The 26,969-nt window shown below is 41.6% G+C and carries 28 protein-coding genes and 2 riboswitches; of the genes, 3 read left to right on the top strand and 25 right to left on the bottom strand.

The window, feature by feature from the left end; genetic code table 11:
* The 5 genes from AC25CA_RS07560 to AC25CA_RS07540 form a co-directional block, all read right to left on the bottom strand.
* Positions 1 to 258, bottom strand: a complete 258-nt coding sequence (locus tag AC25CA_RS07560) for a MoaD-like domain-containing protein (protein ID WP_486816454.1) — start codon at positions 256 to 258, stop codon at positions 1 to 3.
* A gap of 151 nt (positions 259 to 409) precedes the next feature.
* Positions 410 to 2,269, bottom strand: coding sequence for an aldehyde ferredoxin oxidoreductase family protein (locus AC25CA_RS07555; protein ID WP_486816453.1), 1,860 nt, complete (start codon positions 2,267 to 2,269; stop codon positions 410 to 412).
* Positions 2,270 to 2,279: 10 nt separating this feature from the next.
* Positions 2,280 to 2,681 (bottom strand): 4Fe-4S dicluster domain-containing protein, encoded by a 402-nt coding sequence (locus AC25CA_RS07550; protein WP_486816452.1) that lies wholly within the window; start codon positions 2,679 to 2,681, stop codon positions 2,280 to 2,282.
* Positions 2,682 to 2,829: 148 nt separating this feature from the next.
* Positions 2,830 to 2,939, bottom strand: a riboswitch (molybdenum cofactor riboswitch).
* A gap of 37 nt (positions 2,940 to 2,976) precedes the next feature.
* Positions 2,977 to 3,798 (bottom strand): MerR family transcriptional regulator, encoded by an 822-nt coding sequence (locus AC25CA_RS07545; protein ID WP_486816451.1) that lies wholly within the window; start codon positions 3,796 to 3,798, stop codon positions 2,977 to 2,979.
* Positions 3,799 to 3,933: 135 nt separating this feature from the next.
* Positions 3,934 to 4,869, bottom strand: coding sequence for a nucleoside hydrolase (locus AC25CA_RS07540; RefSeq protein WP_486816450.1), 936 nt, complete (start codon positions 4,867 to 4,869; stop codon positions 3,934 to 3,936).
* A 140-nt stretch (positions 4,870 to 5,009) separates the two neighbouring features.
* Here AC25CA_RS07540 and AC25CA_RS07535 point away from each other — a divergent pair, with 140 nt between their 5' ends.
* Positions 5,010 to 5,648: a Crp/Fnr family transcriptional regulator gene (locus AC25CA_RS07535; protein ID WP_486816449.1), complete on the top strand. Its 639-nt coding sequence runs from the start codon at positions 5,010 to 5,012 to the stop codon at positions 5,646 to 5,648.
* A gap of 143 nt (positions 5,649 to 5,791) precedes the next feature.
* Here AC25CA_RS07535 and AC25CA_RS07530 read toward each other — a convergent pair whose 3' ends face one another.
* The 4 genes from AC25CA_RS07530 to AC25CA_RS07515 all read right to left on the bottom strand — a co-directional run bounded on the left by AC25CA_RS07530 (position 5,792) and on the right by AC25CA_RS07515 (position 10,075).
* Positions 5,792 to 7,192 carry an FAD-binding oxidoreductase gene (locus AC25CA_RS07530; protein WP_486816448.1) on the bottom strand — a complete coding sequence of 467 codons (1,401 nt, stop codon included), beginning with the start codon at positions 7,190 to 7,192 and terminating at the stop codon, positions 5,792 to 5,794.
* 7 nt (positions 7,193 to 7,199) lie between these two features.
* Positions 7,200 to 8,420: an FAD-binding protein gene (locus AC25CA_RS07525; protein WP_486816447.1), complete on the bottom strand. Its 1,221-nt coding sequence runs from the start codon at positions 8,418 to 8,420 to the stop codon at positions 7,200 to 7,202.
* Positions 8,421 to 8,438: 18 nt separating this feature from the next.
* Positions 8,439 to 9,227, bottom strand: coding sequence for an electron transfer flavoprotein subunit beta/FixA family protein (locus AC25CA_RS07520; protein ID WP_486816446.1), 789 nt, complete (start codon positions 9,225 to 9,227; stop codon positions 8,439 to 8,441).
* Between the two features lie 128 nt (positions 9,228 to 9,355).
* The gene (locus AC25CA_RS07515) at positions 9,356 to 10,075 is read right to left on the bottom strand and encodes a FadR/GntR family transcriptional regulator (protein WP_486816445.1); all 720 of its coding nucleotides are present in this window, start codon (positions 10,073 to 10,075) and stop codon (positions 9,356 to 9,358) included.
* 225 nt (positions 10,076 to 10,300) lie between these two features.
* Here AC25CA_RS07515 and AC25CA_RS07510 point away from each other — a divergent pair, with 225 nt between their 5' ends.
* Positions 10,301 to 11,335: a S66 family peptidase gene (locus AC25CA_RS07510; RefSeq protein WP_486816444.1), complete on the top strand. Its 1,035-nt coding sequence runs from the start codon at positions 10,301 to 10,303 to the stop codon at positions 11,333 to 11,335.
* A gap of 112 nt (positions 11,336 to 11,447) precedes the next feature.
* Here the strand turns inward: AC25CA_RS07510 and AC25CA_RS07505 are convergent, their stop codons facing one another.
* Positions 11,448 to 12,173 carry an alpha/beta hydrolase gene (locus AC25CA_RS07505; protein WP_486816443.1) on the bottom strand — a complete coding sequence of 242 codons (726 nt, stop codon included), beginning with the start codon at positions 12,171 to 12,173 and terminating at the stop codon, positions 11,448 to 11,450.
* An 89-nt stretch (positions 12,174 to 12,262) separates the two neighbouring features.
* On the bottom strand, positions 12,263 to 12,595 hold the full coding sequence (locus tag AC25CA_RS07500; protein ID WP_486816442.1) for a YciI family protein: 333 nt from the start codon (positions 12,593 to 12,595) through the stop codon (positions 12,263 to 12,265).
* Between the two features lie 201 nt (positions 12,596 to 12,796).
* On the opposite strand from AC25CA_RS07500, the gene AC25CA_RS07495 reads away from it, so the two are divergent.
* Positions 12,797 to 14,080 carry a diguanylate cyclase domain-containing protein gene (locus AC25CA_RS07495; RefSeq protein ID WP_486816441.1) on the top strand — a complete coding sequence of 428 codons (1,284 nt, stop codon included), beginning with the start codon at positions 12,797 to 12,799 and terminating at the stop codon, positions 14,078 to 14,080.
* Between the two features lie 26 nt (positions 14,081 to 14,106).
* Here the strand turns inward: AC25CA_RS07495 and AC25CA_RS07490 are convergent, their stop codons facing one another.
* The 14 genes from AC25CA_RS07490 to AC25CA_RS07425 all read right to left on the bottom strand — a co-directional run bounded on the left by AC25CA_RS07490 (position 14,107) and on the right by AC25CA_RS07425 (position 26,691).
* A complete protein-coding gene (locus AC25CA_RS07490) occupies positions 14,107 to 15,288 on the bottom strand; it encodes a protease complex subunit PrcB family protein (protein ID WP_486816440.1) in 1,182 nt (393 codons plus the stop codon).
* A gap of 109 nt (positions 15,289 to 15,397) precedes the next feature.
* Entirely contained in the window at positions 15,398 to 16,792 is a 1,395-nt protein-coding gene (locus AC25CA_RS07485) for an alanine/glycine:cation symporter family protein (RefSeq protein ID WP_486816439.1), read from the bottom strand.
* A 321-nt stretch (positions 16,793 to 17,113) separates the two neighbouring features.
* On the bottom strand, positions 17,114 to 17,608 hold the full coding sequence (locus AC25CA_RS07480) for a DNA-deoxyinosine glycosylase (RefSeq protein ID WP_486816438.1): 495 nt from the start codon (positions 17,606 to 17,608) through the stop codon (positions 17,114 to 17,116).
* A gap of 20 nt (positions 17,609 to 17,628) precedes the next feature.
* Positions 17,629 to 18,432 carry a Cof-type HAD-IIB family hydrolase gene (locus AC25CA_RS07475; protein ID WP_486816437.1) on the bottom strand — a complete coding sequence of 268 codons (804 nt, stop codon included), beginning with the start codon at positions 18,430 to 18,432 and terminating at the stop codon, positions 17,629 to 17,631.
* A gap of 133 nt (positions 18,433 to 18,565) precedes the next feature.
* Positions 18,566 to 19,222 carry a BUD32 family EKC/KEOPS complex subunit gene (locus tag AC25CA_RS07470; protein ID WP_486816436.1) on the bottom strand — a complete coding sequence of 219 codons (657 nt, stop codon included), beginning with the start codon at positions 19,220 to 19,222 and terminating at the stop codon, positions 18,566 to 18,568.
* Positions 19,207 to 19,968: a molybdopterin-guanine dinucleotide biosynthesis protein B gene (mobB, locus tag AC25CA_RS07465; RefSeq protein ID WP_486816435.1), complete on the bottom strand. Its 762-nt coding sequence runs from the start codon at positions 19,966 to 19,968 to the stop codon at positions 19,207 to 19,209. Before mobB ends, AC25CA_RS07470 begins: the two co-directional genes overlap by 16 nt.
* Positions 19,969 to 19,978: 10 nt before the next feature.
* Entirely contained in the window at positions 19,979 to 20,701 is a 723-nt protein-coding gene (locus AC25CA_RS07460; RefSeq protein WP_486816434.1) for an energy-coupling factor transporter transmembrane component T family protein, read from the bottom strand.
* Positions 20,682 to 21,344 (bottom strand): energy-coupling factor ABC transporter ATP-binding protein, encoded by a 663-nt coding sequence (locus AC25CA_RS07455; protein ID WP_486816433.1) that lies wholly within the window; start codon positions 21,342 to 21,344, stop codon positions 20,682 to 20,684. Before AC25CA_RS07455 ends, AC25CA_RS07460 begins: the two co-directional genes overlap by 20 nt.
* Before the next feature lie 2 nt (positions 21,345 to 21,346).
* Positions 21,347 to 22,036 carry an ABC transporter ATP-binding protein gene (locus AC25CA_RS07450; protein ID WP_486816432.1) on the bottom strand — a complete coding sequence of 230 codons (690 nt, stop codon included), beginning with the start codon at positions 22,034 to 22,036 and terminating at the stop codon, positions 21,347 to 21,349.
* On the bottom strand, positions 22,036 to 22,560 hold the full coding sequence (locus AC25CA_RS07445) for a molybdopterin-dependent oxidoreductase (protein WP_486816431.1): 525 nt from the start codon (positions 22,558 to 22,560) through the stop codon (positions 22,036 to 22,038). Before AC25CA_RS07445 ends, AC25CA_RS07450 begins: the two co-directional genes overlap by 1 nt.
* The gene (locus AC25CA_RS07440; protein ID WP_486816430.1) at positions 22,553 to 24,034 is read right to left on the bottom strand and encodes an alkaline phosphatase family protein; all 1,482 of its coding nucleotides are present in this window, start codon (positions 24,032 to 24,034) and stop codon (positions 22,553 to 22,555) included. The genes AC25CA_RS07445 and AC25CA_RS07440 overlap by 8 nt, the downstream gene beginning before the upstream one ends.
* Positions 24,018 to 24,575, bottom strand: a complete 558-nt coding sequence (locus AC25CA_RS07435) for an ECF transporter S component (protein WP_486816429.1) — start codon at positions 24,573 to 24,575, stop codon at positions 24,018 to 24,020. The genes AC25CA_RS07440 and AC25CA_RS07435 overlap by 17 nt, the downstream gene beginning before the upstream one ends.
* A 15-nt stretch (positions 24,576 to 24,590) precedes the next feature.
* On the bottom strand, positions 24,591 to 26,180 hold the full coding sequence (locus tag AC25CA_RS07430) for a molybdopterin-dependent oxidoreductase (protein ID WP_486816428.1): 1,590 nt from the start codon (positions 26,178 to 26,180) through the stop codon (positions 24,591 to 24,593).
* The gene (locus AC25CA_RS07425) at positions 26,173 to 26,691 is read right to left on the bottom strand and encodes an FMN-binding protein (protein ID WP_486816427.1); all 519 of its coding nucleotides are present in this window, start codon (positions 26,689 to 26,691) and stop codon (positions 26,173 to 26,175) included. Before AC25CA_RS07425 ends, AC25CA_RS07430 begins: the two co-directional genes overlap by 8 nt.
* Positions 26,692 to 26,756: 65 nt before the next feature.
* Positions 26,757 to 26,873, bottom strand: a riboswitch (molybdenum cofactor riboswitch).
* Positions 26,874 to 26,969: the final 96 nt, after the last annotated feature.

Genomic DNA, 26,969 nt, shown 5'->3' with positions numbered 1-26,969 from the left:
TTATGCTCCACCCCGCATAAACGCCCTTCGGTAGGAGTGAATCAACGCTTCACATTCCTTTTTCCCACCTCGAAATTGAATCAATGTTCTAGGCATTATAATCGAACAATGGATGGCATCCGGCATCGCAAACAGCCGGACTTCCCATCCATCTCCATAAAATACTTGTTCATTTTTATTGCATCGTAAAGCCGCCTCTGAAAAATATGAAAAAATCTCTGTTTTTGGAATTCCGCTGGTAATTTCATATTCGAACATTGCGCTCCCTCGTCTCATGGTAAAATCTTACTTCTATTCTATCGCTAACTCTTCAACGACACAACAATCGTTTTCATTTTACCTGTGATAACTCGGAATCAAATTTTTTTTCACAGAAAATGCCATCCATTCCTGTACACTCTTGCTCCCTTTACTGATAAATCGTCGCAGCAACATTTTCCATGCCTAATTCCTCAAACTTCTCTTTTGTCGGTATGGCAGTTTCCTTGTCATAGTGACACGCTTCATAGTATTTATCCAAGGCTGCATCCATATCGATGGTCCTGCCTTTCGCCGGACCGCCAAAAGCTGGTTCCTTCATAAAACGTTTTGGCAGATGATCATCTTTTCTTCGGAATCCGCGTTCATAATTCAATGCACGTTCCAAAGCAATGGTACGCTCGGCTTTTCTAAGCAATTCAGCTTTGTCGCAAGGAATCCCAGTTGTTTTCACATAGAGTTCTGCCATGGTCGATGGTTGAATCTCCATGTTGATTACATTGAAATCGCAAAGCCCGATCAGGTTGGTGACGACGAAGTATTCCTTTAGCGCTTTCAACCATACTTTAGACTCAGTTTCACTGAAAGGATCTTTTGCTTCCTCAATACCTAAATCAGGGAAAAGATAACCAAAAGCATCGATCGTTGCTGAGTAAGGACGCATGTGGCAAGCACCACGCTCACTCGTTCCAAAAGAAATTGCCATAGATGCCGCTCCTCGTGGATCACAAGCTGAAATTTCCATCTTTTTCACCGTCATCACATAAGGCTTCGCTTTTTCTCCAATTCTTTCTCCTGCCCAATAAGACCCATCTGCAAACAATTCTCCACAGCCTTCACGCAGGCACATTTTTCTAATCAATTCCACCATGGCTTCGCCATTGCCAAATTTCAGATCGAGTCCATCTAAATCATCTTTTGTTAGAATGCCTTTCTCATACCATTCCATGGCTGCAGAAACCGTAGCACCAGCTGAAATCGTATCAATCCCATAGATTGATGCATAATAATTTGCCATGGAAATATCTTTATAGTTATACACTCCGCATCGTGGGCCAAAAGCAGCAATGGTTTCATATTCCAATTCACCGACTTCAACATCCCCCATCATCACAAATTTATGACAACCCAATTGGCATGCATAGCAAGTTCTGCGTTTCACATCAAATTTCTCTCGATTATTCCAAAGTTCAGACGGTAAAATTGGATCCAGTTTATCCGTATGATTTCTCTTGAAATTATCAACTGGTAGCAAACCGCAGTCGTTAGACCCATCCAGCCATGTAGGCGTTCCGTACCCATGAACTGGACCCCAGGTATATTCCTCACTTCTCAATTCTTGTATCGCCTTCTTTTGCATCTTCATAAAGCCTTCTGGATCCGCGACTTCCACACTGCCGTTTCCCCGAACTACAATGGCTTTCAACTTTTTCTGACCCATCACCGCACCGGCTCCGCCGCGTCCAGCAAAACAATCGTCAGAAAAAATCGCAGCCAGCTTATTTTGTTTTTCTCCCGAAGGACCAATACAAACGACTTTATGATTCTCGCCATGAATTTTTATCAATTCTTCCGTCGTTTTTCTCGTATCTAGACCCCATAGTTCTTTTGCATCATGAATGGATACTTGGTCTTCTTCAATCAATATGTAAACAGGCTCTTTCGAAGCCTCTTCTAGAACTATTGAATCGTATCCTGCAAATTTTAACTCAGCACCCCAATGACTACCCATGTTTGATGCCCCAATCGTTCCGGTCAGTGGCGAAATAAATACAACGCTGGTACGGGATGCGCTGGGTGCAGGTGTCCCCGTCAAAGGCCCGGTGTTGAAGCTTAATAGATTTCGATCATCAAATGGGTCAATTTTATGAGGCATTTCGTCCCATAACAAAGCAATCCCATAGCCTTCTCCACCCATATATTTCTCAATATATTCCGAATTTAATGCCTTCTTCTCAATCGACTTCTCTTTTAAATTGATTCGCAATTCACAGTCTCGATAGCCTTTCATCGTCTCCTCCTTACCAGCTCAATGCTTGTCTAGGACAAGCCTCCACACATTTCGGCGATCCTCCGCAAAGATCACATTTGACTGCCGTATCATTCCACATTTGAATCGCATTGATGGGACAAGCCTCTTGGCAAGCACCACAGCCAATACATCCATCACCAATCACAACCGCACCCGAATATCGGTCTCGAGTGATAACGTTTTCCGGACATGCACTAGCACAAGGCATATCGATGCATTGCTGGCAAACGGTTTGCTTGAATTTTCCGAGAATTTTTGTTTCTGTGATCTTGATTCCTGTCTGATTCGGATTCACTGCCCCGATATGACTCAGGCTACAGACACTTTCACAAACGCGACAACCCTGACACACGCTTGCATTCACTTGAATCTTAATTCTTCCTGGCTTCATAGATTTCCTCCTTGTTTGCCACCTTAATTGACAATCTTATTGATCACCTTTATTCAATACAGCACGATGAACCTTCCCTTTACCTCCGCACCCCTCCCTTACATGCAGCCCTTTGAGTACAAAAAAGAAGCTCAATCCACCATAATAAATCACAGTAGACTGAACTCCTTTGCAAACGGCAGGCTAATCCATTACTGGTTTAACCCTTACGGTTCTATTCCCCATTACTGGCCAATAGAACTCGGAGTCGTTCTCCAATTCTATCTTCAGTATAAACTCTATTCTAAGAATAGAGTCAAGCGTGTTTAACAGGAATTTGTAATTTTATGAATAATCTTCTCTCATCTTCAAAAATTGGCAGCTCCGTAACCACCTCGCAAATATAATCCCCGATAATCTCATAATCATGCTCTTGAGCATAATCCAAAAGGCGATTTCCAAATTCCTGCTCTCGATAAAAATCATCACAATGAACAGTCAAGTAGACTCCCCCGGGCAATACCTCTGTCGTTTCATTGGGTTCATTGACAAAAATAAAGATTTCCGTTGAATAGTATTTTCGCTCTGCTAAGTGACTTTTTCTGAGAATTGAGCCTACATTGCAGAACTTCACCATGGGCAGATGTGCTATCGTTATTTGATTTTTCAACCCACGAATCATATATTCCCAGGTATCCATGCCACTTTCATAAAAATTCACGCCTGCATCATATGAAAAAATCCGTCTTTCATTCATATGCTCGAGTTGAATGACCCCATTCTCAGGCGCATTCACATAACGTCCAATATTTTCTTGATACTGCTTTGCAGCCGCCTTCATCGTGGTCAATTCCTCAATCTTCGTGTTAATCCAAGCTTCATGTTCTTCAAGCATAACTGAAAATTCCTGAATGTCCCGTTGATCAAAATGATGTTTTATACTTTCCAAAGACATACCCAAACATTTCATATACTGAATCATATCCAGACGTGCACATTGATTAATATGATAATATCGATAGCCTGTTTCGCTATCTACAAGGTCCGGAGCTAGCAAACCAATCTTCTCATAATACCTCAAGGTTTGTACGGTTACTTGATTCAATTTCGCCATCTTGCCAATACTCAGTTTTGTCATCTTTCACCTCCCATGAATAAAGTTAACACGAAAATCCATCTGAATTCATTATAGCATTACTTTTAGAATCTTCTGAAACATTTTATGGAATTCCTTTTCAATAAAAAAAACCCGTTACGTAACGGGCTCTTCGAGTTAAACCTGATTCAATTGATCAATCGATTTCTTAAACATGTCGATAATTTTCTCGTGATCTGACTCAAATAGTACCTTGACGTTTTTATTCGGATTCATTTCCCCAAAATCCACGACCGTTCGGCCGTAAGTGAATTCACCATGACATTCCACATCCACATGATACTCTTTTGCATGACAAACACTTGGATCAATGACATAAGCAACAGGCACCATATCGTGAATTGCAGGTCCCTTAAATTTTCCACCTAACGTTTGATAGAAATCAAAGTATCGTTCCAGTACTTGGGATACAAAAACACCCGTCTTTCCCATAGATCGATAGTCAGAAAAGGTTTCCGGCATAATTTGAAAGGCATTGGTTACATCCAGCCCTGCCATAACAACTGGAATCCCGGATTCAAAGACGATTCTAGCCGCTTCAGCATCCGCATAGATATTAAACTCGGCCGAGGCCGTTCGATTCCCTTCCCTCGCTGCGCCACCCATAATGACGATCTCTTGGATTCTTTTGCTCATTTCAGGATATTGACTAACAAACAATGCAATATTCGTCAACGGACCGATTGCTATGATCGTAACCTTCTCATCCGATTCTTCCAATACCGATTGAATCACTTCAATGGCATTTTCTTTCTTCGGCATCGAGACCTCTTCTGGAATGGTTACACCGCCAAGTCCGCTCGGACTGTGGACCATTTCTCCACATTCCAGATCCCTCACCAAGGGTTTTACTGCACCCGAACCAATCCGAACTTTCTTGTCAAAATACTGACAGATGCGAACCACATTCTTATAGGTTCTCTCCAAGGGCACATTACCCGCAACCGCTGTTATCGCTCTTACATCCAAGGCCTCATTCCCCAAGGCTAGCACCAAGGCCAACGCGTCATCATAACCAGGATCACAATCAATAATTACTGGTGTTTTCTTCATACCACTCCACCCTTTCAATACTTAATATTTGTTCTATCTACATTATGCCTAGTTTGACTATATATAAAAAGGTCATTTGACCCAAATGTAAAAAATGCATACAATAAGACCATATCAAATGGATCATCAGGAGGTCGATCATGAACTTGGAAAGCATTTTACAGAATGCCCCTCAACCGATTAAGAAAACATGGATCACCGGCACCTATGAGGAAGGTAGCCACATCCTCTTTTCTGGAGAAAAAAACGACCACCTATACTTTTTGACAAAAGGACAAGCATCCGTCTATATGCAAAACCAAGAAGGGGTTATGATGAACGTTAACACCTACTATGCAAGCAGTATTTTCGGCGAATATGAAGTCTTTAATCCTCAAGAGACTAGCCAGAGCGTGATCGCAAATACTGATTGTCAAATCATCCGTCTCCACAAAAAGCACCTGCATCAATGGATGCAGGCTGACTTTGATTTGACGATGTATATTTTAGAAAACTTTGCCAAAGATGTTGTCCATAGCCATCAAACAACGAGCCAACTTGCATTTCTGACCATTAAGGAACGCTTGATCGTCAGTATCTATTCGCATGATCAAGTTGGAGATCTCGACACACTAACAAAAGAAATCGTACAGCAGGAAGTTTACGCTCCCATACGAAGCCTGAATAGATCTCTGGCTGCATGCCAAGAGGAAGGACTTTTCTCCTACAGGAAAAAAACCTTCTCTGTTGTCGATCCCGTTCGACTGCGCAAGATAGCAGAAGCAATCTCTCCCACCTGATTCACCCTGTCTGCCAAACGTTATACTTCTACAAACATTCATTTTACTCATCGTTAATTAATTGAATGTCTTAATCCATATCTTCAATTTTTTTCAACATCAATAAATAAAAAACTGGCAATTTTTCAGCCAGTTTTCCTTGTTTAACATACCTTCCCCGGATTTAAGAGGTTCTTTGGATCAAAAGCAAGTTTAATATTCTTTAATAATTCCATACCGGCTCCGCCTTTAGATTCCTGTAAGTATGGTTTTTTAGCGTATCCAATACCATGTTCACCAGATACCTTGCCGCCCAATTCACGTGATTTCGCATACATGATTTCAAACACTTCTTTCAATTTTTGCTCCCATGCGTCTGCTTCCATTCCATCCCGCAACACATAGATATGGAGATTTCCATCCCCAGCATGACCAAATCCCTTGATTCTAACATTACATCGTTCCTGCAAGTCATCCGCAAATTTCACAAACTCAGCGATTCGATTTCTGGGTACCACCACATCGCATTCATCCATTTCGGTCGTTGTCGCTTTAATGGCTTCCAAAAATGCACCACGTGCCTTCCAAATCGACTCTTGTCGTTCCTGCGTATTGGAGATCAATACATCCAACGCTCCAGCCTCCAAACAGATATGGGCGACTTGATCATAGGCTTGCTCGATTTCCTCTGTACTATTTCCGTCGAAGGTCAATAAGAGATAGGCATCTGCCGAACTATCAGGAAAGGTCATACCCAGAAATTCCTCTGCAGCCAAGATGACATCCCGGACCATATACTCGATGGCTGTTGGAATCACCTTTGATTTAATAATCTTTGGAACCGTTTCAATGGCCATCTCCAAACTAGGAAAAGGAACCAATAAACTTATTGCTTTTTTAGGAAGTGGCAGCAGTCTTAGAATCGCTTTTGTCACAAGGGCCAGGGTCCCTTCAGAACCGACGATCAAATCCTTCAGGCTGTATCCTGAACTGTTCTTGACCACCTTGCCGCCGATTTCCATGATTTCACCATTGGGCAATACGACCTCAAGCCCACGTATATAATCCCGTGTCACGCCATATTTTACCGCACGCATCCCGCCAGCATTGGTATTGATATTCCCCGCTATCGTCGCACTCTTTTCGCCTGGATCCGGCGGGTAGAAGAGATCATGTTCTTCCACAAATTTCGAGATTTCCATTAACAAAACTCCCGGCTCAACTGTCAAGGTTAGGTTCTCCTCGTCCAACTCCAAAATTTGGTTCATCTTGCAGAAATTCAACATGATCCCACCATACATGGCAACAGCTGCACCAACTAGACCCGTTCCCTGGCCACGAGGAGTGACTGGAATATTTTTATCGTAGGCGTATTTCATAATAGATGCCACTTCATCCGTACTTATAACCTCAACCATCACCTCGGGATACTGATGAATACCGCCTAATTCATCATGGCTGAAATCTTCGTTAATCTCCTCTTCTCCCACAAACACCCGCTCACTACCGCACAACGAGATGAGAAAATTCACATCATTTTGATTCATTCTCTTGTATTCCATCATTCTCCCCCTATTCGTTCACAGCCGGTTTCAAATCACTTATAGACATCTCGCCAGACTTTATCTTTTCGATTAAAGTCGGCACAATTTCATAAATGTCCCCAACAATCCCATAATGTGCAGATTGAAAAATGGTCGCCTTTTCATCTTGATTGATCGCAATGATACATTCAGAATTGTTCATGCCTGCTACAAATTGAATGGCACCCGATACACCGCAAGTAATGATTAGTTTTGGCTTCACAGTCCGACCACTTAAGCCGACCTGCTTTCTTGCATCAATCCATCCCGCCTCAATCAGCGGTCTTGTACAGGCTACCTGTCCGCCCAAAAGGTCAGCTAACTCATCAATCATCTGCAAATCTTCCTGCTTCTGAATGGCGCGTCCCGCTACAATAATCACTTCTGCTTCTTCAATCGATTGCACTTTTTCTTTCGGTTTTACCTCAAGAACAGATATATTGGATGCGAGTTTTTCTTGAGCGATCTCACATTTTGTTACAAAACCCTTCTTTTTATCACTGCGCTCTAGCGCTGTAAAAATCTTATAGCGCACGGTTGCAAATTGCGGTCGATGATGGGGTGTATAGATATGCGCCATTATATTTCCGCCAAAAGCAGGACGAATTTGATCCAAATCGGTGTTGTCTTGAACATCAAGAATCGTACAATCCGCGGTCAACCCCGTCTTGAAACGCGCTGCCACCCGAGGGGCAATAGAGCGTCCAACTGTAGTCCCTCCCACCAAGGCAATCGACGGTTTCTTCAAATTGATGAAATCCTCAAAGACTGCCGTATAGGGTTCAATTCGAAAATCTTTCAGGGCTTCTTCATCATAGACAAAGACCTCATCTACACCGTAGTGCAGCAATTCATTGGCTTGTTCCCTTATTCCCGAACCCATAAAAAGCGCATAGACCGGATGCTCAATTTTGTCTGCCATCTCTCTCGCTTTACCAATCAATTCATATGTAACAGGATGAATCTTTCCATCTACATGATCGACGTAGACGACAATGCCCTTCCACTCCTCTTTATTGATTGTTCGAATTTGATCTTCTATTAATTCAAAGGCGCCTTTTGGTCCGTTTTTGACGCAAATTTTACACATCTTACATCCTGCATTGATATCCAATATCCCATCAATCTCTTCAATGGCTCCAAAGGGACATAAAGCCTTAGCCTGATCCAGGTCATAAATTTGATTGTGATGAATGATTATTTTTGCCATCCTTATTTCCTCCCCCGATTAAACAAATTTTAATTCTTTTAATTTGTCGAATAATTGTTCTGATAAGTCTGCAGCCGATCCACTCCAAATTTCATGATCCAGATTTCCTTCAGGCGGAAAAATTCGTTTCACTTGAGTTGGCGATCCATTCAATCCATAATTCATTTCATTGCTATCATCAAAGTCTTTCAGACTGTAAAAAGGAATTTTCTTATCCTTTGTTGCCATTTTTAACTTGAATGATGGCAATCTTGGTTGGAAAATCCCCTTTTCAACAGTAATCAAACACGGGAAGGTGATTTCAGCTAGTTCTATGGTACTTGGCATATCCATCTCCACAACAATCGATTTGTCTTTGACTTCCATAATCCGTAAAACATTAGCAATATGTGGGATTCCCAGAAACTCAGCCATCTCAGGACCCACTTGCGCCGTATCGCCATCAGTAGTCATTTTGCCGCAAATAACCAAATCTGGCTTCCCTGTTTTTTTCACACCTTGTGCCAATGTGTAGGATGTCGCCAGTACATCGGCGCCTGCAAATTTTCGATCTGTCAACAAGGCTCCTTCATCGACGCCCATCATAAAGGCTTCTTTAATCACATCTGCCGCTTGAGGCGGTCCCATGCTGATGGCAGTTATATGCGCCCCATGAACCTCCTTCAACTGAACGGCTGTTTCAATGGCATACAAGTCGTACGGATTCAGCTTCGAATCAATTCCATCTCGTTTCAATACACCAGTCTTTTCATCTACTTCCACTTCTGACGTACCGGGTACTTGCTTGATACAAACTACAATCTTCATTCGAAACCTCCCATTTCAATTCTATTACGGTCTACTGGTCTGACCAGTTAATCTGTTTCTATCTTATGGCGAAACGTTTCCTCATGCAAGAATTGTTTATTTATTAACAAAAAAGACGATAAAAAAAGCTACCTTTCGGCAGCTTGTGTATTTTGTAGTTTCCTCATCGTCATCGTAATCGTTTCCAAATGCACTTTCATCGCTTCAATGGCACGGTTCGAATCCTTTGCAATAATTCCATCACAGATCTCCTGATGCTGAGCCAACAGCAAATCACGATTGTCCTCTTCCCTTAAGATCATGCCTCGAGCATCCCGAATAAAAGTTTCCAGTAAAGACGAGATCGTACTCAAAAGGATTAAAATCAAATAGTTACCGCCAATTTCAGCAATCTTGTCATGAACCGCCTTATCAATCTGTACCCGCTCAGTCTCATCTGTAGCCGTTCGGAATTGATCCATCAACTGCTGCAACTCAAGACTTTGTTCCTCCGTGATTTTCTCAGCAGCCAATGCAACCGCTTCCACCTCAATGACACGACGCAATTCCAAAATTTCTTCCGAACGACCACCATTTAACATAAACATAACGGACAAGGGTTCAAAAAAACTACTATTGATGTCACCACCGATAAAATTGCCTTCTCCTTGACGACTCTCTACCAATCCGATCATTTCCAAGGCTCGGATGGCTTCACGGATTGAAGCTCGACTAACCCCTAATTGCTCAACAAGATCTCGTTCCGAAGGCAATTTATCCCCTTTTTTCAAGGTTCCTGTCATCACCATATTCTGTATTTGCTCAATCACATGCTGATACACTTTTTTATTTTTCACTTGAACAAACATAAGATCCATCCTTTCATCACATTTGATCGCTTGAATTAATTTTTACTATATCATACCTCGATTTGAAAGTATATTCATGACAAGTCTCGATTGACTAAGCAGAGAATGGATTGAGCTTATTCAGCAGAACTCAGTTGCTATCACAAAGAATCATTTCATTCAATTAACCACTCAAAAGATCGTAGTATGGTATGATCATATACAACGTTACTTGGAGGTGTAAATATGAAACTAATGAAACCTAGTCGATTACAAAAAGGCGACAAAGTCGCAACAATCAGTCTGTCCTGGGGCGGTGCTGGCGATGAAGAAATCCTTTGGCGTTATCAACAAGGAAAAGAACGTCTGGAAACCATCTTTGGTCTTGAGGTTGTTGAAATGGAGCATACCCTAAAAGGGAGCGATTTCATCTATGCCCATCCAGAAAAGCGAGCTGAAGATCTGATGAATGCTTTTAAGGATCCATCTATCAAAGCTATTATTGCTTGTATCGGTGGCATCGAAAGTATTCGCATGCTTCCCTATATCGACTATGATACCATTCGACAAAACCCCAAGATCTTTATGGGGTATTCGGACTCCACAACGACCCATATGATTTGTAGAAAAGCAGGTATTTCTAGCATCTATGGCCCAACCCTCTTGGTTGATTTTGCCGAGAATCTTCACATGCATGACTATACCATTGAACACATCAAACGAACCTGGTTTTCCGATTCTCCTATTGGAGATATTTCACCCGCAAAAGAATGGACCAGTGAGTTTCTCCCATGGGTAGAGACAAACAAAAATACTGCTAGAGCATACCAGCCCAATCAAGGATATGACCTCCTTCAGGGGACTGGTATCGTTCATGGCTATCTGCTTGGTGGATGTTTGGAAGTATTCGATTCACTTCGAGGGACCGCTCTCTTCCCTCAAGCTGAAGCCTTTAACGATGCGATTCTCTTTTTTGAAACCTCGGAAGATAAACCGCCCGTGTGGTATGTAGAATGTGCTCTACGCACCTACGGTATGATGGGCATCTTCGATCGCATTAATGGCATGATCTGGGGAAAACCCATGGACCAAGCCCACTATGAAGATTATAAAGAAGTGATTCAAAAAGTACTTGCAGAGTTTGACCATACAAGCTTACCCGTTCTGACCAATATGAACTTCGGTCATACAGAACCTAAAATCTGCCTCCCCTACGGCGCGATGGCAGAAATTAATTGCAATTCCATCTCATTTTCTATTTTAGACTCTGCCGTTCGATAATCAATTTCAACAAGCAAATCAAATCGAGTCCTATGGAGGTGGTCGACTCCCTCTCCTTAGGACTCTTCTTATTCCATCATAATTATAACTTCCCCAGATACATCACTATCTTTCAGTCTATTTCTTCAAGAAACTGAATTATTGTTTTCACTGCAATGATTTGCTGTTCTTGGCGTGAGATCAATGCAAGGCCATCACCTTCCTGCTCACCGTAATTGCCGAAATATGCATGATTCCCGCCATCAATAACAAACTCTTCTGCCAATCTCATTTTTTCTATATCTAGCTGAATATCTTCCGTTCCATAAATAGCTATAGTCGGGAGATCAGCGTCATTTATGGGATATGCCCCCAGTAAAATTAATCCATCCAACTTTTCAACATTTTTCTCTGCATAGCTACTGGCCATAGCACCACCCAAAGAATGACCCGCTAAAAACCAATGATCGATTTCAGGATATAAGGGATAAACTTGATCAGCGGCATCCGTATTGAATACGGCAAGATTAAAAGGCATTTCGCTTAAAACACAGGTGATTCCCTCATCAGAGAGTTGCTTTAACAGAGGCAAATATGCACGTGCTTCAACCTTACCCCCAGGATAAAATATCAAGCCAATCTTTTTGTTTTCCTCGATATTCGGATACACAGAAGTAAAATCTCCATCGCTTTGAATCCGATCATTTTCACGACTCATCAGCATTTGAACTTCTGGATCCGCCCGATAGTAATCCATGGTATAAAAAATAAATCCGCCCATAATCAATGCGATAACCACGAGTAGACCGATCACAAACTTTCGAAGAGCATGCTTCTGTAATCTTTGTCTTGGTTTCATCACTTTCTCCTTTCTGTCAGTTGTGTCTCTTTTATCCTACCATCTATTTCTATAAAAACAAAAGAATGGGCTACGCCCATTCTTTATCCTTACACCCCTAAGTCTACACATTGATGCAATTCAATTCTACATCCATCTATTTCATAATGCGGATGCCCCTTAAGCATGGCTGCCGCTTCCTCTAGATCAGCTGCTTCAAACAAGGTATAGCCAGATACATGGCCATTTCCCTGCTTTATTTTACCCTCTGCATTAACTTCAGTTGCCATCATAAGTGGTGCGCCAAAATCGATCATCTTTTTACCGACTTTTTCCGCCCATCCCATCCACTTTTGCATCGTTGCGGCATTTTGTTCTGGTGTGTCTTCCGACATTTTCGATTGCGCTTCAGCTGTCGCATAATAAATCACTAAAAACTTCATTTAGCCCTCCTTTTCTTTGCATAATAGATACATGTTTTTCATACCCCTTTCATCTGCCTTTATCCCTTCTACTCAACAACTGTTTCATTCTCTCAATTATGGTATAATTTGATTACCCATTATATATAAAGCGAGGCAGTTCAGATGAAATATCCGGTCACAAAAAGACAATTTCTACACTCATTTCTAATAGGAAGTGTTGTGAGTATCATTTTGATGAGTCTTTCACTGTTCCTTCTCCAGTCAGCCACGGAGAATAGTCAAAAACAGGAACGCTTAGATTTGATGAATCAAATTATACAATTTCAAGCGAATGCCGAAATATCCATACAAGAAAGCATCTATCTCTTAGAAGGCTATATGGCTTATGTAGAAACAAATCCGCAATTAACCGATCGGGAATCCGAGGCATTCTTGGGTTATCTACTAAAGAATAAAAAAACCTTAATCCGTAATATCGGTGTTCTTCAAAATACAACCATTATTTGGAATTATCCCCAAGAAGGAAACGAAGAATCAATCGGTGTTGATTTAACAGAAATAGACGATCAAAAAGTGGATGTTCTGCTGGTTAAAGAAAATGGAGAGTCCACCTTCCGCGGTCCTGTCAAGCTCTTACAAGGTGGACTTGGATTTATTGCGCGTCTCCCATTATCTCGATTTGGTGAATATTGGGGACAAATTAGTATTGTTATGGATGCTGACCAATACAAAACAAACTTGGAACAAATTGCCAAAGAAGCTGGATTGAATATTGCTGTGTACAATGCTGAACAATTCCCAACCAATCCTTTTTATGGTGATCCAGCAATTTACGAGCGCAACAGCCTCCTTCTAAACTTTAATATTCTAAATAGCCACTGGCTTGTCGCAGCGGAACCAATCGATGGATGGCAGTCTAGTATTCCGTTTTTTAAAGAAATGCGTTTGATCTTTATGATTATTAGCCTGATGATCGGACTTATGGTTTTTATAATCATGCATACCCGTCATCAACTTAAATATCAGGCTTTGACCGACCCTCTCACCCATTTGGGAAATCGACATGCCTTGAATATGCAAATGGACAAAATCTCAAACGCAACGAAACAATTACCTGTAACTGTCTTTATGTTTGATATCAATTCATTCAAACAAATCAATGATCGCTATGGACATGATGTTGGTGACCAAGTTCTTGTGACATTTGCTGATCAACTTAATCAGTTACCTTGCAAGCAAAAGAAAGTTTATCGACTGGGTGGCGATGAGTTCTTGGTAATTCTGATCGAGTCTCTTAAAAACTGCAAATTATCACTGGATACTACAAGCATTCGTGAGCTGCTTTCTTTTACTCTAGAGACGATACATCCACCAACACAAATCGTTCCTAGTATAGGCATTGTTCAGTTGCCAGATGAAGAAAATTCCCTTAAAAAAGCAATTGAAATGGCCGATCGTCGCATGTATGAAGATAAAGATGCCATGCGAATTGAGACAAAATAAAATCCAGCCCACTGGGCTGGATTTTTCTATTTGATCACTCTACGTGCTTGTACTTGTGCTGGATAAGACTCCATAATTTCATCTGCATATACAATTATAAAATCCCCTGGTTGAACTTCAGAGTAATTCAACTCCGTTACGGTCCCCCCACCAATTGACACATGATAATCTATCTTTTCACTTTCCCTATCGGAAGTATACAAGATTAACTCACCATTATTCGTTCGATGAACTTCTCGAACGATCATTTCCATTTTACTTGCCTCACCATAAATAGCAATTATAGAGTCTTCAGATCCTTCTCCAAAATTCATATAATGAACTTCTACAAATTCACCAATTGAAACAAGAGGTGTTTGGTATGTTACAAATGTCTTTTCTAGTCCCTCAGTAAGAAGGGTCATAGATTCATTGCCGACCTCAACCACTTGGCCTTCCTGTACATTTATAAGTTGTCCCATATTGGTATGGCGAACACTAAAATCTTCCACCAGAAATGGTTCTAAATAATTTTCATGGTCCCCCTTAATCAATTGTACCTTTTGACCCAAATAGAACTCGCCTTCTTGGTTTATGTCATAGCTGAATACTTCAATCAAATCACCTGCGATAATGTGGATATACGAACCTTCAAAAGCTACAATATCTCCAATCGTAATCACATCACCAGTTTCATAATCCAAAGTCGGAGAGATATAATACCCCTCATCAGTTCTCCCGTCATTTTCATGGCTTACCGTCCCATTTTCTATTTCTAGAGATACGAACAAATTTTCAAGATTTTCCACATTTATCAATTCAACAAGATCCATCGGATATGTTAAGGCTTGAATTGTCATCATGTCTGGTCCAGGTTCTGATGTCTCAGCACTTACCACCAGTTCAGACTCTGACTGTAGAATTTCAATAATCTCTATGCCATAGCCACCAGTATTTCGTTCACCGGCAAATGCCACCAGATAATTCTTACCATTGTCGGTAAAAACATAAGCACCTTCCGAACCTTTTCGATCTTCCAAATCTTTTTGTGCTTGCGCCGATAAATTTTTAGGATCAACTCTTTCCATCTCAACCCCATCTGACTCTGATAATTCAGTCTTAGTAGGCATTGTTGTTAGCGGACTCGGCTCAGTTTTTTCACCATTTGAACACCCTGTTACCAAGAGTAGCACGAGTAATGCAAATCCCATTATACTTTTCTTTTTCATCTGAAATCCTCCTATATTATCTTGTGATAGTCATACAGACGCCTTCAAATAGAAAAAGTTTCATCTCTATAAAAAAAGGAAAGCTTTCGCTTCCCTCATATAAATCATACTATACAATCCATCTCTCTTCATCCAACACTCCGTTTTCACTGGTCTGGCTTACCGAAACGCCGACCTTAAGGTTTAGATTTTGAAAATAACTCTTGGTTTCCGAAACCACAATACTACTCAAGCCTAACAAACCAATCAAATTGGGTATCGCCATCAAGCCATTGACGATATCGGCAAGTACCCAGATAGCTTCTAGTTGTAAGAAGACACCAAAGCCGATCATGAAAATATAAAACACCTTAAAAAACTTGATACCTTTTACACCAAAAAGAAACTCCGTGCATCGTTCTCCATAGTATCCCCAGCCAAGAATGGTTGTAAAGGCAAAGAAAATCAGTCCAATGGTCACGATTAACTGGCCAATGTTACCCAAACCTCCAGCAAAAGCTGATGTTGTCATGGCCGCCCCACTTAATTCTCCGGACCATTCCCCTGTAAGAATCAAAACCAAACCCGTCATTGTGCAAATAAGAATTGTGTCAATAAAAGTACCCGTCATGGAAACCAACCCCTGTCTTACACAGGAATTTGTTTTCGCTGCAGCCGCTGCAATTGGAGAACTGCCTAATCCAGATTCATTGGAAAAGACTCCTCTAGCAATCCCACTTTGTACAGCCATCATCATTGACGCTCCCAAAAATCCACCGGATGCTGCCACAGGAGTAAAAGCGCTCTTTAAAACAAGGTCAATGGAAGCAGGGATGGCTTCTACATGCAAAACCAATATAAGCAAAGCGCCAGCAAAGTAAAAAACTGCCATAAAGGGAACAATCGTTTCAGATACCTTTGAAATTTTCTTGATTCCTCCAACGATAACCATGGCTGCCAAAGCCGTAAGCACAACTGCTGTTACAACCACCGGAACATGAAAGGTTGTTTCTACAACTGAGGTAATCGCATTGACCTGCGGAAAGGTACCAATTCCAAAACAAGCAACAAAGATGCCAAATAGGGCAAACATTTTCGCCAAGAACTTGTTATTCAATCCATTCTGCAAATAATACATGGGGCCACCAGACATATTTCCGTTGTCATCGACCACTCGATATTTAACCGCCAACAATCCTTCTGCATATTTCGTTGCCATACCGAAGAATGCTGCGATCCACATCCAAAACAAAGCCCCTGGCCCCCCTAGCTTAATGGCTGTCGCTACCCCAACAATATTCCCTGTACCAATCGTTGCCGCCAATGCCGTACATAAAGCTCCAAAACTGGAAACATCGCCTTTTGCGGAATCCTCATCCTTTGAAAACAAATATTTGATTGCCAAGGGCAATTTGAATATCTGCAACAGGCCCAGGCGCAAAGTTAAATACATCCCAGTCCCCACCAATAAAATCAAGAGTGGTGGTCCCCATACCATTGAATCGATTCTCAATAATAATTCCATAGTTCCTCCAAAACGTATAATAAATTGAATCGTAACACGTTTTGCTGATGGATGCAATTGTCCGTATCAGGCGTACGTTCTAACGAAAGACGTTTCTTTCATTATTTCCTACCTGTTTCCAACAAATTATAGAATCAGGCAAAAAACTCATGAAAATTTACACCTTTCGTTGAAGGATCATGCGAAAATTTTGGAAATTATTTCAATAAAAAAATCACCTGCATGCAGATGACTTTTCTCATTCCATATAATTTCGATCATACGAGTTTCTCAATCGTTTCATTCACTTGCATCATCTTTGAAACTACTCATTTACATAGCTCAAGAATCGATCAAGTCTAATAATTCTTGCCACTGTTTCAACTTCTTGTCATAAGCAATCGCATTGGCGGGGCTCGTTGAATAATATGGAGTCATCTCAATTTGAGGCAAGACCTTACGAAACTGCCTGTTATATACATCCCTTGCCTTGCTGCCATTTGCAATTACGACCTTGATACTTGGATGTTTTTCGATTAATTCAGCAATGTCATTATAAACCGCATTCTTGATATCTTTGTCCAGGCTGCCTTTGCGCTCACAAGATTGCATGACATCCCAAACGGCAATTCCATGCTTGATCAAGCAAGCCTTTCGAAATTCATAGGGATCATTCCGATCAAATCCAAATAGATCTCCCATAATTCGCCAAAATTGATTGCGCCCAAAGCCATAATACTCCTCAACCTCCAAGGACTTAACGCTAGGCATGGTGCCCAGAATTAAAACTGTGGGCTTATTCCCAATGATGGGTTCAAATGAATCGATTCTTCCCATTCGTGTGAACCTCCATTCTTTTATCGTTCAACTGTAACAATGAATTTTCTGATTGCGACAGCAATCCCATCTTCATCGTTGGAAGCAGTTACAAATTGTACCTTCTCTTTTACAAAATCCGGCGCATTCCCCATGGCAACTCCCAGTCCTGCATATTCAAGCATGGGTAGATCATTGTCGCCATCTCCAATCGCCATCATCTCGTTTCGGCTGATTCCATAGATCTCGCCAATCTGTTTTAAGGCCTCGCCTTTTGAAACCTTTTTATCGACAAACTCCAAATAATGCGGTTTTGAAATAACGACGTTGACAGTTTCCTGTAATTGAGTATGCATGTCAGCTTTATAGGTTCGAATCTTCTCTACGTCATCAATCCAAAGAAGTTTTGTAATCCCCTGTTGAATAATCTCTTCATAATCCTGAATTTTTATCGGCTGAACATCTGACAACTGTTTGTATTCATTAACATGATCATTCAGTTCATTTACATACAATTGGTTGTTTGACCAAATAATGATCGTTGTCTCTCGTTCTTGGCCCAAAGCGATGATTCGTCTTGCATCTTCTCCACTTACATCCTGTTCATAAAGAACTTCCATCGTTTTTGAATCGACAATCATCCCACCATTATAAGCAATAATCGGCGATTGCAATCCAAACATTTTTACAAAAGGTACAGCACCTTGAACCGGTCTTCCGGTGCAAATCGTAACCAAGACATCCTTTTCTTGGGCTTCTTTGATCATCTCAATAGTCGATTCACATACTTCCCGTTTGCTGTTTAATAAAGTCCCATCTACATCTAATGCTAAAAATTTGATCATCTATTCCCCTCCAAAGCTTAAAATTGATAACATTACCATATCATGAATTGTGGGGCATATGTTGTGATCAAACAATCTTAAATCTATTTTTACATTTGTTCAAAAAAAAGGAGCTTTCGCCCCTTCTTATATGCTATCTATTCTCTATCTTCCTTCTAAAAAGAATTTTTTCCATCTCTCCCTCAACTGATTCCCAGAAAAATAACAAAGAACGATTCGTCATTTGAAGTATGATGTCCATTACAGCACCAACCACCGATAACTTGAAATTTGTTTTTTCTGGCTTATAGAGAAGATAGAAGGCAATCATTCGATGAATTTCAGCAACCCGATCACCTAAGCAACATCCCTCAAAATCAATTCCAACGACATACTGCTCAGTCCATATGAAATTTCGAAGATTAATATCTCCCCTAATCCCTTGATTATTCTCTGTCTTTTGATCCTTGTAAAACACCTGCATCCAATCAAGTAGTCGTGTGAAAATCACGACCGCCCTCTCTTGATCCATTTCTTCTTCAGCCTTTTCAAGTGCTTCCAAAACCGTGACGCCAGGAATATACTCCAAAATCATTTCTCTTCCCACATCGTCAAAGTCAATTACATCCGGACATAATTGAGGCGATACTTGCAACAAGTGCCGATAGACTCTTTTCTCCTGTAAATAGTCCACTTGTGCAGCAAAGCATTTTCTTATCCTATCTTTACCATCCCATTGGCAATGCCACACATCATTTCGCCTCGATTCAATGGGAATACATTCTTGCATCATTTTCATTTTTGCTGCCATGACGGACCAATTTCAATCGTAATCTTTGCATCGTCTTGAGATCCTTCCAATTCCTTTACAACGCCAAGCACTGCATTTCTAAGAATATTTTGTACAAAAGGAACCATGGGAATCTGTTGATCATTTACAGACAATCGTACTTGCGCTTGATCGAGAACACAATCTTTCCGCTCTCTTTCCCCTCTTAGAATTGCCGCGCATAGTTCCCTGCAAGTCCCCCCGCAAGCGGTACAGCAAGTCGCCGGAAAATCAGGCAACAAATCAAAAGCAGTTTCTTCAATTCGATCAACCAGTGCCATCGGATCTTGTAACACACTAATGGCAGGCATTCCCCTGTATTCATCAATCTCATCAGCAATCTTACCAGAAACCATAAATACATGGTCACTCCAGCGTTGGTCCAAATCTTCAATCTTGTCTGCTGTTAAAATAATCGGTGTATTGGCTTCCCGAATCCCTTCAACAATTAAAAAATCCACATCATAGAATCGCGCCATGGCGTATAGGTCCAATCGATCCGAAAACAATACATCGGTCTCATGCAGCCCTCTTGCCGTCACCAATTCTGATCCCGCTTTTCGATGGCGATCCGTATTGGTTCCGTCCGTGTCGATTTGAAACCCCTCGTAATGAATATCCTTAATGCTCCCCACTCGATAGTTTCGTTTACGCAACTCTCGAATAATCGTCTCAATCGTAGTTGTTTTGCCAGATTTCGAATAGCCAACAACGGATATAACTTTCATATGATTCCTCCTATACTCTCGTCAAAAGCATGACCATCGGTACAATCATCATGCAAATCAAATCTTGTCGTCTCAGCTTCAGTTTCCGATAATGCGATCGCTTGGCTCCAGTCCGGAATCCGCGGCTCTCAATGGTAGCCGCCAATCTTTCTGCCTTATCCAAAGTCGATAGAATCAATGGAATGAACAGATAAGCGATCACCTGAATTCTTTTTCTTAGCTTTAAATGCTTCACATCAATTCCCCTGAGTTGCATGGCAACAAAAGCATCTTGTACCTCAGCAACAAAGATCGGCAGAAATTTGACACCAATGGCCGTCATCAGTCCAATCACATAGGGCAGTTTCAACTGCTGCAAAGCCTGCAAGAGATCCCGCATACTCGATGTAGCCAGAATAGAGCCAGACAAGAGGATGATGACCACCCGAAATAAGTAGGCCAATCCCCGTTCCAAGCCAACTGTTGTCAAAATGGGAACTCTGGCAATCTGAAGAATCGCTTCCCCTTGATGGGTAAAGAGACTCTGCACAAGGATCAAGCCGAAAAACAAAGTCAGAATTCTTGAAAACCGCCTTAATAAACTGCCAAATGGAACAGAAAATACCCATCCAAAACCAATACCAACCAAGGTCACTCTAAGTAAATTTTGCCATTCTGGAAAAGCAACAGCAGCCGTTGACAAACATAAGACAACAAATAACTTCGTTCTTGGATCAAAAGAGATTTTCTTCATGCAATCCCTCCTCATCCATTCTCAAAATCCGCTGGCTCATTTCTTTAACAAAACCATGGTCATGACTGATCATCAAGATCCCCACGCCCGATTGATGGATTTCCTTCAAGTATTTGCCCAGCTCTGCCTTTCGGACTTGATCAAGTCCAGTCGTTGGCTCATCTAGAATTAAATACTCTGGCTGGCTCATCATGATCGTTGCCAAAGCCAATCTCTGCTTTTCACCATGGCTCAAGGCATGAACCGGACTGTCCTTCGCCTCATGAAGGGAAAAACGGTCAATCATTTCCTTAGCCCGCGCCTCTCCCTCAGGCGTCTCTCCACCCTGAAATCGTTGAGCAAAGAGCAATTCTTCCTGAATGGTCGCGCAAAAGATCTGACTCGTAGGATTTTGAAAGAGATATCCAATCTTACGGCCTACCTCGTAAAGAGCGAGCTTGGACATCGGTTTTCCATCCAAACGAATTTGGCCAGCCTCTGGCGTCAGAATACCCATCATTAATTTGGCCAATGTGGTTTTCCCAATTCCATTAGCTCCTACTAGTGATACAAATTCCGCTTGATTCAATTGACAACTAATATGATTGAATATGCTTCGCCCACGAACCCCGTAAGAAATACCATCCACTTCAAAATATGCCATGCCTATAACCCCTTCACAAGTTCATCTGTCAATTTCTGATCCTGCAATCGATACACCCGATCCGCAATCTGTAAATGTTCTTCTTCATGTTCAACCAAAATCAAAGTCTTCCCTGCCGCTTTTAATCGCTTTAAGGCTGCAAAAATCAATTGTCGCCCTTCCACATCAACCTGAGTCATACATTCGTCCAAAATGAAAATTTCAGCCTCCAAACAAAGAATTGATGCCAAAATCACCAATTGCTTTTCGCCACCTGACAATTCATTGGGATTGCGATGGCGCAAATGATGAATCTGTAAAAGCTCACAGACATTCTCCATACGCATATCCATTTCTTCCGGTGACAATTGATAATTCTCCATACCGAATACCCATTCGTCTTCTACATGAGAAAATAGAATTTGGCAATCTGGATCCTGATACACGGTTCCCATCTTCTGGATCAGTTCATCTTGATTCCAAACTTCACGATTCTTTCCCTCAATCAGAATTTTTCCTGAGGCCTCCGGCCACTTATCCATTCTCAAATTTCCATTAATCAAGCGAAGCAAGGTTGATTTTCCACAACCGCTCAATCCAACGATACCGGTGATCTGACCGCGATAAAACACCGCTCTTGTATCTCGAAACAGTGGTTTTTCCTTTTGATAACAGAAATTCAAGCCTTGGATTTGAACCATCGCTTCTTTCATTATTTCTGAACATCCGCGGACAAGGCATATTTACACCAATATTGACTGAAAGCATCCTTGCTGATAATCATCTGATAGGGTCCTTTTCCGCCTTCTTCACGAGTTCCAATCAATTCACCATCCCGCTTATAGGCAAGATATACATTGTCGTCGGCTAAAATTTTCTCCATGGTAAGGGAGACCGCATACCCGTCAACCGCCGAAACCACAACGCCTTTTGCATCCGACAAATCCACCCCTGCATCTTCCAAAATAGCTTTTAGCAGAACACCAGAATACGTATATGGAATCGGATCTTTACCACTGGTCTTCAAGTTGGCCTCAAAATCCACTTCCCCATAGGCTTGAATTTCCACCATATTTTTACTAGCAATCTCTTCGCCATTAACCAACACCTTGAAAACCGCGTTTTCATTGAGTGCAGACTTCTCTGCAGTTGCTCCGCGATTTAAATATCCTGTCACACCCAAAATCACAACGAGTACGACGATAATTCCAAGGATTGATTTGTTTTGCTTATTCATTTGCTTTTCCTCCTTGCAACGTCAAATAGGGAATCGTCAGGTCTTCCGCGCGGAAGTCCCAGTGATTGCCGCCTTCACCTTCCTGATGCATGCCGTGATCCGCAGTGATAATGACGCGTCCATCCCAAGCTGCCACCAAAGCCCTCACATACTCATCTACTTCTTTTATTCGCTGCCAAGTCAAGTCTCCTAAAGGACCCGATTGATGTCCAGCATCATCGATGCTGTGAAAGTGCACCATGGTATATCCGTATTTCTCTGAATCTAATTTTTCCATTGCCGATTCGAAGATCTCATCATCGCTTGTTCCATTTTCATTTCGATCGAGATTTAGAATGGTCTCACCTGGTAGGTTCAAAATTTTAATTTCGCCTTCCACCAATAAGCTTTCGACATTGTTTTTTTCTGCTTCGTAAAAGATACTTGAACAAGTTAATTCACGCCCGCTGCGATCATGAATCCCGTTGACACTCGGTGGCTGTCCAGTCACCATAGCAGCAAAACCCGCATTGGTTACCGGCCGATAGACACTTGTTGCCCGATCAAATTCTGGCAAATTCGTCATAAAGAAATCTGGATGGTTTTTACAAAGCGCTCTATACTCTTCATAGGAAAACCCATCCAAAAAGAGCACCAAAACAGGTTCTTCGTGTTCCATATAATATTTTGCATCATAGTAGGCATCCATATTGGATCCTGCTGGCGGATCTAACATAATGCCAACCAGATCCCGAATAACTTCCGACGAATTTTGTCTTCGATAGTTTATGGCTCCATTTTCCAATTCCAGCATACCGCCTTCAGCGGCTTCATAGATCATCTCACCGCTCCGAGTAACAATAAGTGCTTGTTGGTTAGGAATCTCAATCAGACCATTCAGTGGAATCACGCGTTTTTGCTTCATTACTTCAATAGCGATCTCACCGGATCGGCTGATCCCATCAGTCTGCATAATCACTTGATGATCCCGCACCAGCAATTCTCCCATGGAGAAGTGATGATTTTCTTCCCCCAACACCAAATTGATTCCTGAATCGTAAACAACCTGTTGTGCCTCATCTTTTACAACAATAATTTCCTTAATATGTTTCACACGGCTATTAACTGGATGTTTGTCGGACATATAAAACCACTGACGTTCCGAGTCGTAAGCCATAAAAGTATCAGATATGGTCTCACCATCAAGACGTACCATAAATCCATCTTCAGCAAGCAGAATCCAGTCATTTTTTTCATAAAGAAAACCTTCACCCACTAGCGCTTGCAAAGCCACGCCCTTAACGTTTTCTCCATTCCACTCAATCGTTGATTTTTCCATGCTTGACCAAATTGTTTGAACTGCAATATTCTCTGCCACATCACCCCGAATGATTAAGGGGCTTGTCATTTCAGTGTCCTGGCAAGCTGTGAATCCACTTAGAACACAGAAGACAAGAAAGAGAAGCACAAGAAGCTTCTCAACTTTTTTCTTCATATTTTCCCCTCCTCGTTACCTGAATCCGTCGATAAATTTGATAGGCAATCACACCACCTATTCCACCGGACAACAAGGCACTCGCCAATGTCATCACAAGCGGCAGCCAAGGCAAACGAAAGAATACCAAATTGGTCAAATAGGTACCCGTTAGATTGGCAATCATGCCAGCAAAAAAGAAATCAAAGGGTGTTTCCCATTTTCGACGAATCAAAAAGAAGAAGAGATCAATCATCAGACCAGGTAAGGTATAGGTCACGATGCTGATTAATCCATGACTTCCAAAACTGCCCGTCACCACAATAATCATCGCCTGAATCAAGGCTGTCATGGTCGGTACACCACGTTTCCCGATCAATCCACCAGCCAAAACCAACCAGAGCATATAAAATCCACCAGCAAAGGCCCCCCCTGGTATAAAGAGGGGACCTGTTATCATATGTGCCAGCGGTACAACAATAGGCTTGGTAGCAATCCCAAGGGATGCCATCAGCGCCATCAATACCCATTCAAAAATACTCAATCCTCGCAACTCTTTCATAAGAATACCTCCGGGTTACTTCACCGTGATCTTTGCGACCCCTTTCACCCACGTGGTTGAAAACTCAGTGTTTTGAACCAATTGAACCCTGTTATCCGGTTCGCTCATAACTTGACCATCTTGAACAACTGCAAGAAGGGTTTCATCATCGACTTGATTCGCCATCAATACAACCTCATATCCGTCAAGTGAAGCAATCGTCAACTCGGTATAATTTTCAACATGCAAGAAATCTAAAATATCAATCAGTTTGTAGCCTTCCCAATCATTCGCTTTAACAACATCGTTTTTCATACGTTCTGTATGCAAAGCAACACGTGTCAACTTGCGTTCCGCCTTGTCGCTAGTAAAGGTAAATGCTCCATCTGACAAGCCATCAAATTCGATTGCCCACTCACCTGATTCAACAACCGCTTCTGAAGCTTCTGGCGCAGTTTCCGATTCTGCAGTCTCAATAACAATCGCGTTTGCACCATCGCTTGAAACGATAGACAACAAGTTCTTTATTTTTGTATTTTTTGGATAATCACCATTGAATTTCACTGTGTTGGTGCCATCATTATTCACATAGACAACGCCGTCTTTAATGGCTTCTTTCGGTACTTCAACCCCATACCCATCATTGGCAGTCAGTGTAAAGAAGTCACCTTCCAATCCGGATTTTTCTATAATCTGACCCAAGGATACACCCAGGTCGTCACCCACTGTCGCTTGGCCCAACAAAACCATCGCTTGTTGAGCAGAGACGAAAGTTACATTAGCAACATCCATAAAGGCAATGCTTTTCACATTCATGCCCTTTGGAAGATCAATGCCCGTAAACAAGGGGGCGTCTTCTCCGGTTACTTTCAAGTATGCCTGATCGGCAACATCAGCACTTTCCGTTTTTTCAAATCCATCAGAAGCAACGAATTCAACTTTTGAATAGTCCGCATCCACATGGGCTGTCAGAAGATCCTTCACCATAATGGCTTGATCTTCATTTTCATAATATGTATAGATTTCTTGTTCCAGCCCTTGGCTTGCTGTTTCAATCCATACAATTTTACGGTCACTTGACTCAACAACAGCTTCTTCAGTCGAATCAGAGAATAGCTCTATCGATGCCAAATTCGAAACATAGTACATGGAACGAACATCGTCAATGGCAACACGCAAAGGCATTTTTTTCTCTGACAATGCTTGGCCGTCAAATTCATAGGCTAAAATAATTTCTTTCTCTGCTAATATTTCTGCAGGTACATCAATGGCATATCCGTCAGCTGCGGTAAAACGCATACTCGAATAATCACCTAGTGACAATCCTTGCTCTTGCAGCAAATCGCCCAATACAACGCCCTTCACCTGATTAACACTTTCTTCTCCGCTGGAAGAAACATTCTTTACCTCGCGGCTAACGGCAACTCTTTCGTAGAGGTCGTTATAGGCGATAGAAAATGATACCCCCTCACCGGTAAACATCAACTCTCCATCATATTGATAACCGGCTGTTTCTATCACTTCAGGCGCTTCGCTTGCTTCCGTTGAAGAACATCCTCCCAAAACCACCAATCCCATCAATACAACCAACAATAAACTTAATTTTGATTTTAACTGCTTACTCATATTCTGTCTCCTCCTTCATCTTTATGCATGAATTAATCGCGTCGACAACACCCTGACTGGTCATTGTCGCCCCCGTTATTGCCACAACTTCATTGGATGATTCTTTTCGATACTTAACCAGTTCAAGAGCCGGATCAAGTTTGAGCAAGGTGCGTTCTAAAAACCACTCCTCCTCAACATAAGAACCATATCCATCCGACTCCTTGCTATAAACCACTCCAACCTCAACAACTTCTTCCTTGTCAATCACCACATTTAACAAGATCCAGTCTTCATATCCCTGGCCAGCAGCAAGAAATCTTTTTTTGTCCTCATCCATTCGATAGCTAAGTAAGACTTGCTCATTCCCTGTGTTTTTCTCACCCTTTCCATACTTGGCTTCAAAAGTTTCCACTTGAGAAGAGAATCGTTTTGCGAGAGGAGTTGCTTGATTATGAAGTGCCCAACCGCGCAAAGAGAATATGATTAATAAACTCATACAGATCCATAGGATTTGCTTTGATCGTTTCATTTCTCCCTCCATTTTAGTTAATTCTTTCAACAAAAAAACGTTCTCCCCATAAGAAAGAACGCCAAATAAAGCGGGTACTTCTTCCTTTCCAAACACGGGAGGCAAGCAAATTTCTTCGTTTACCCATAGGTTTATCGCTCATAGTTTCCCGTAGAGCGATAGACTCGGAATCCTTGCTATGCAATTAATCTTTCCCAAAAACTTAGACTGTTATTAATTTACAGTCTATATCATTCTTGCTTCTTTATCAATATATATTAAGCAGATCTTCGATAAAA

It is taken from the genome of Gottschalkiaceae bacterium SANA (genome assembly GCA_036323355.1).
Lineage (GTDB): Bacteria > Bacillota > Clostridia > Tissierellales > GPF-1 > GPF-1.
Note: the sequence above shows the minus strand (reverse complement) of the source record. Positions and strands in the feature narration are given on the sequence as shown.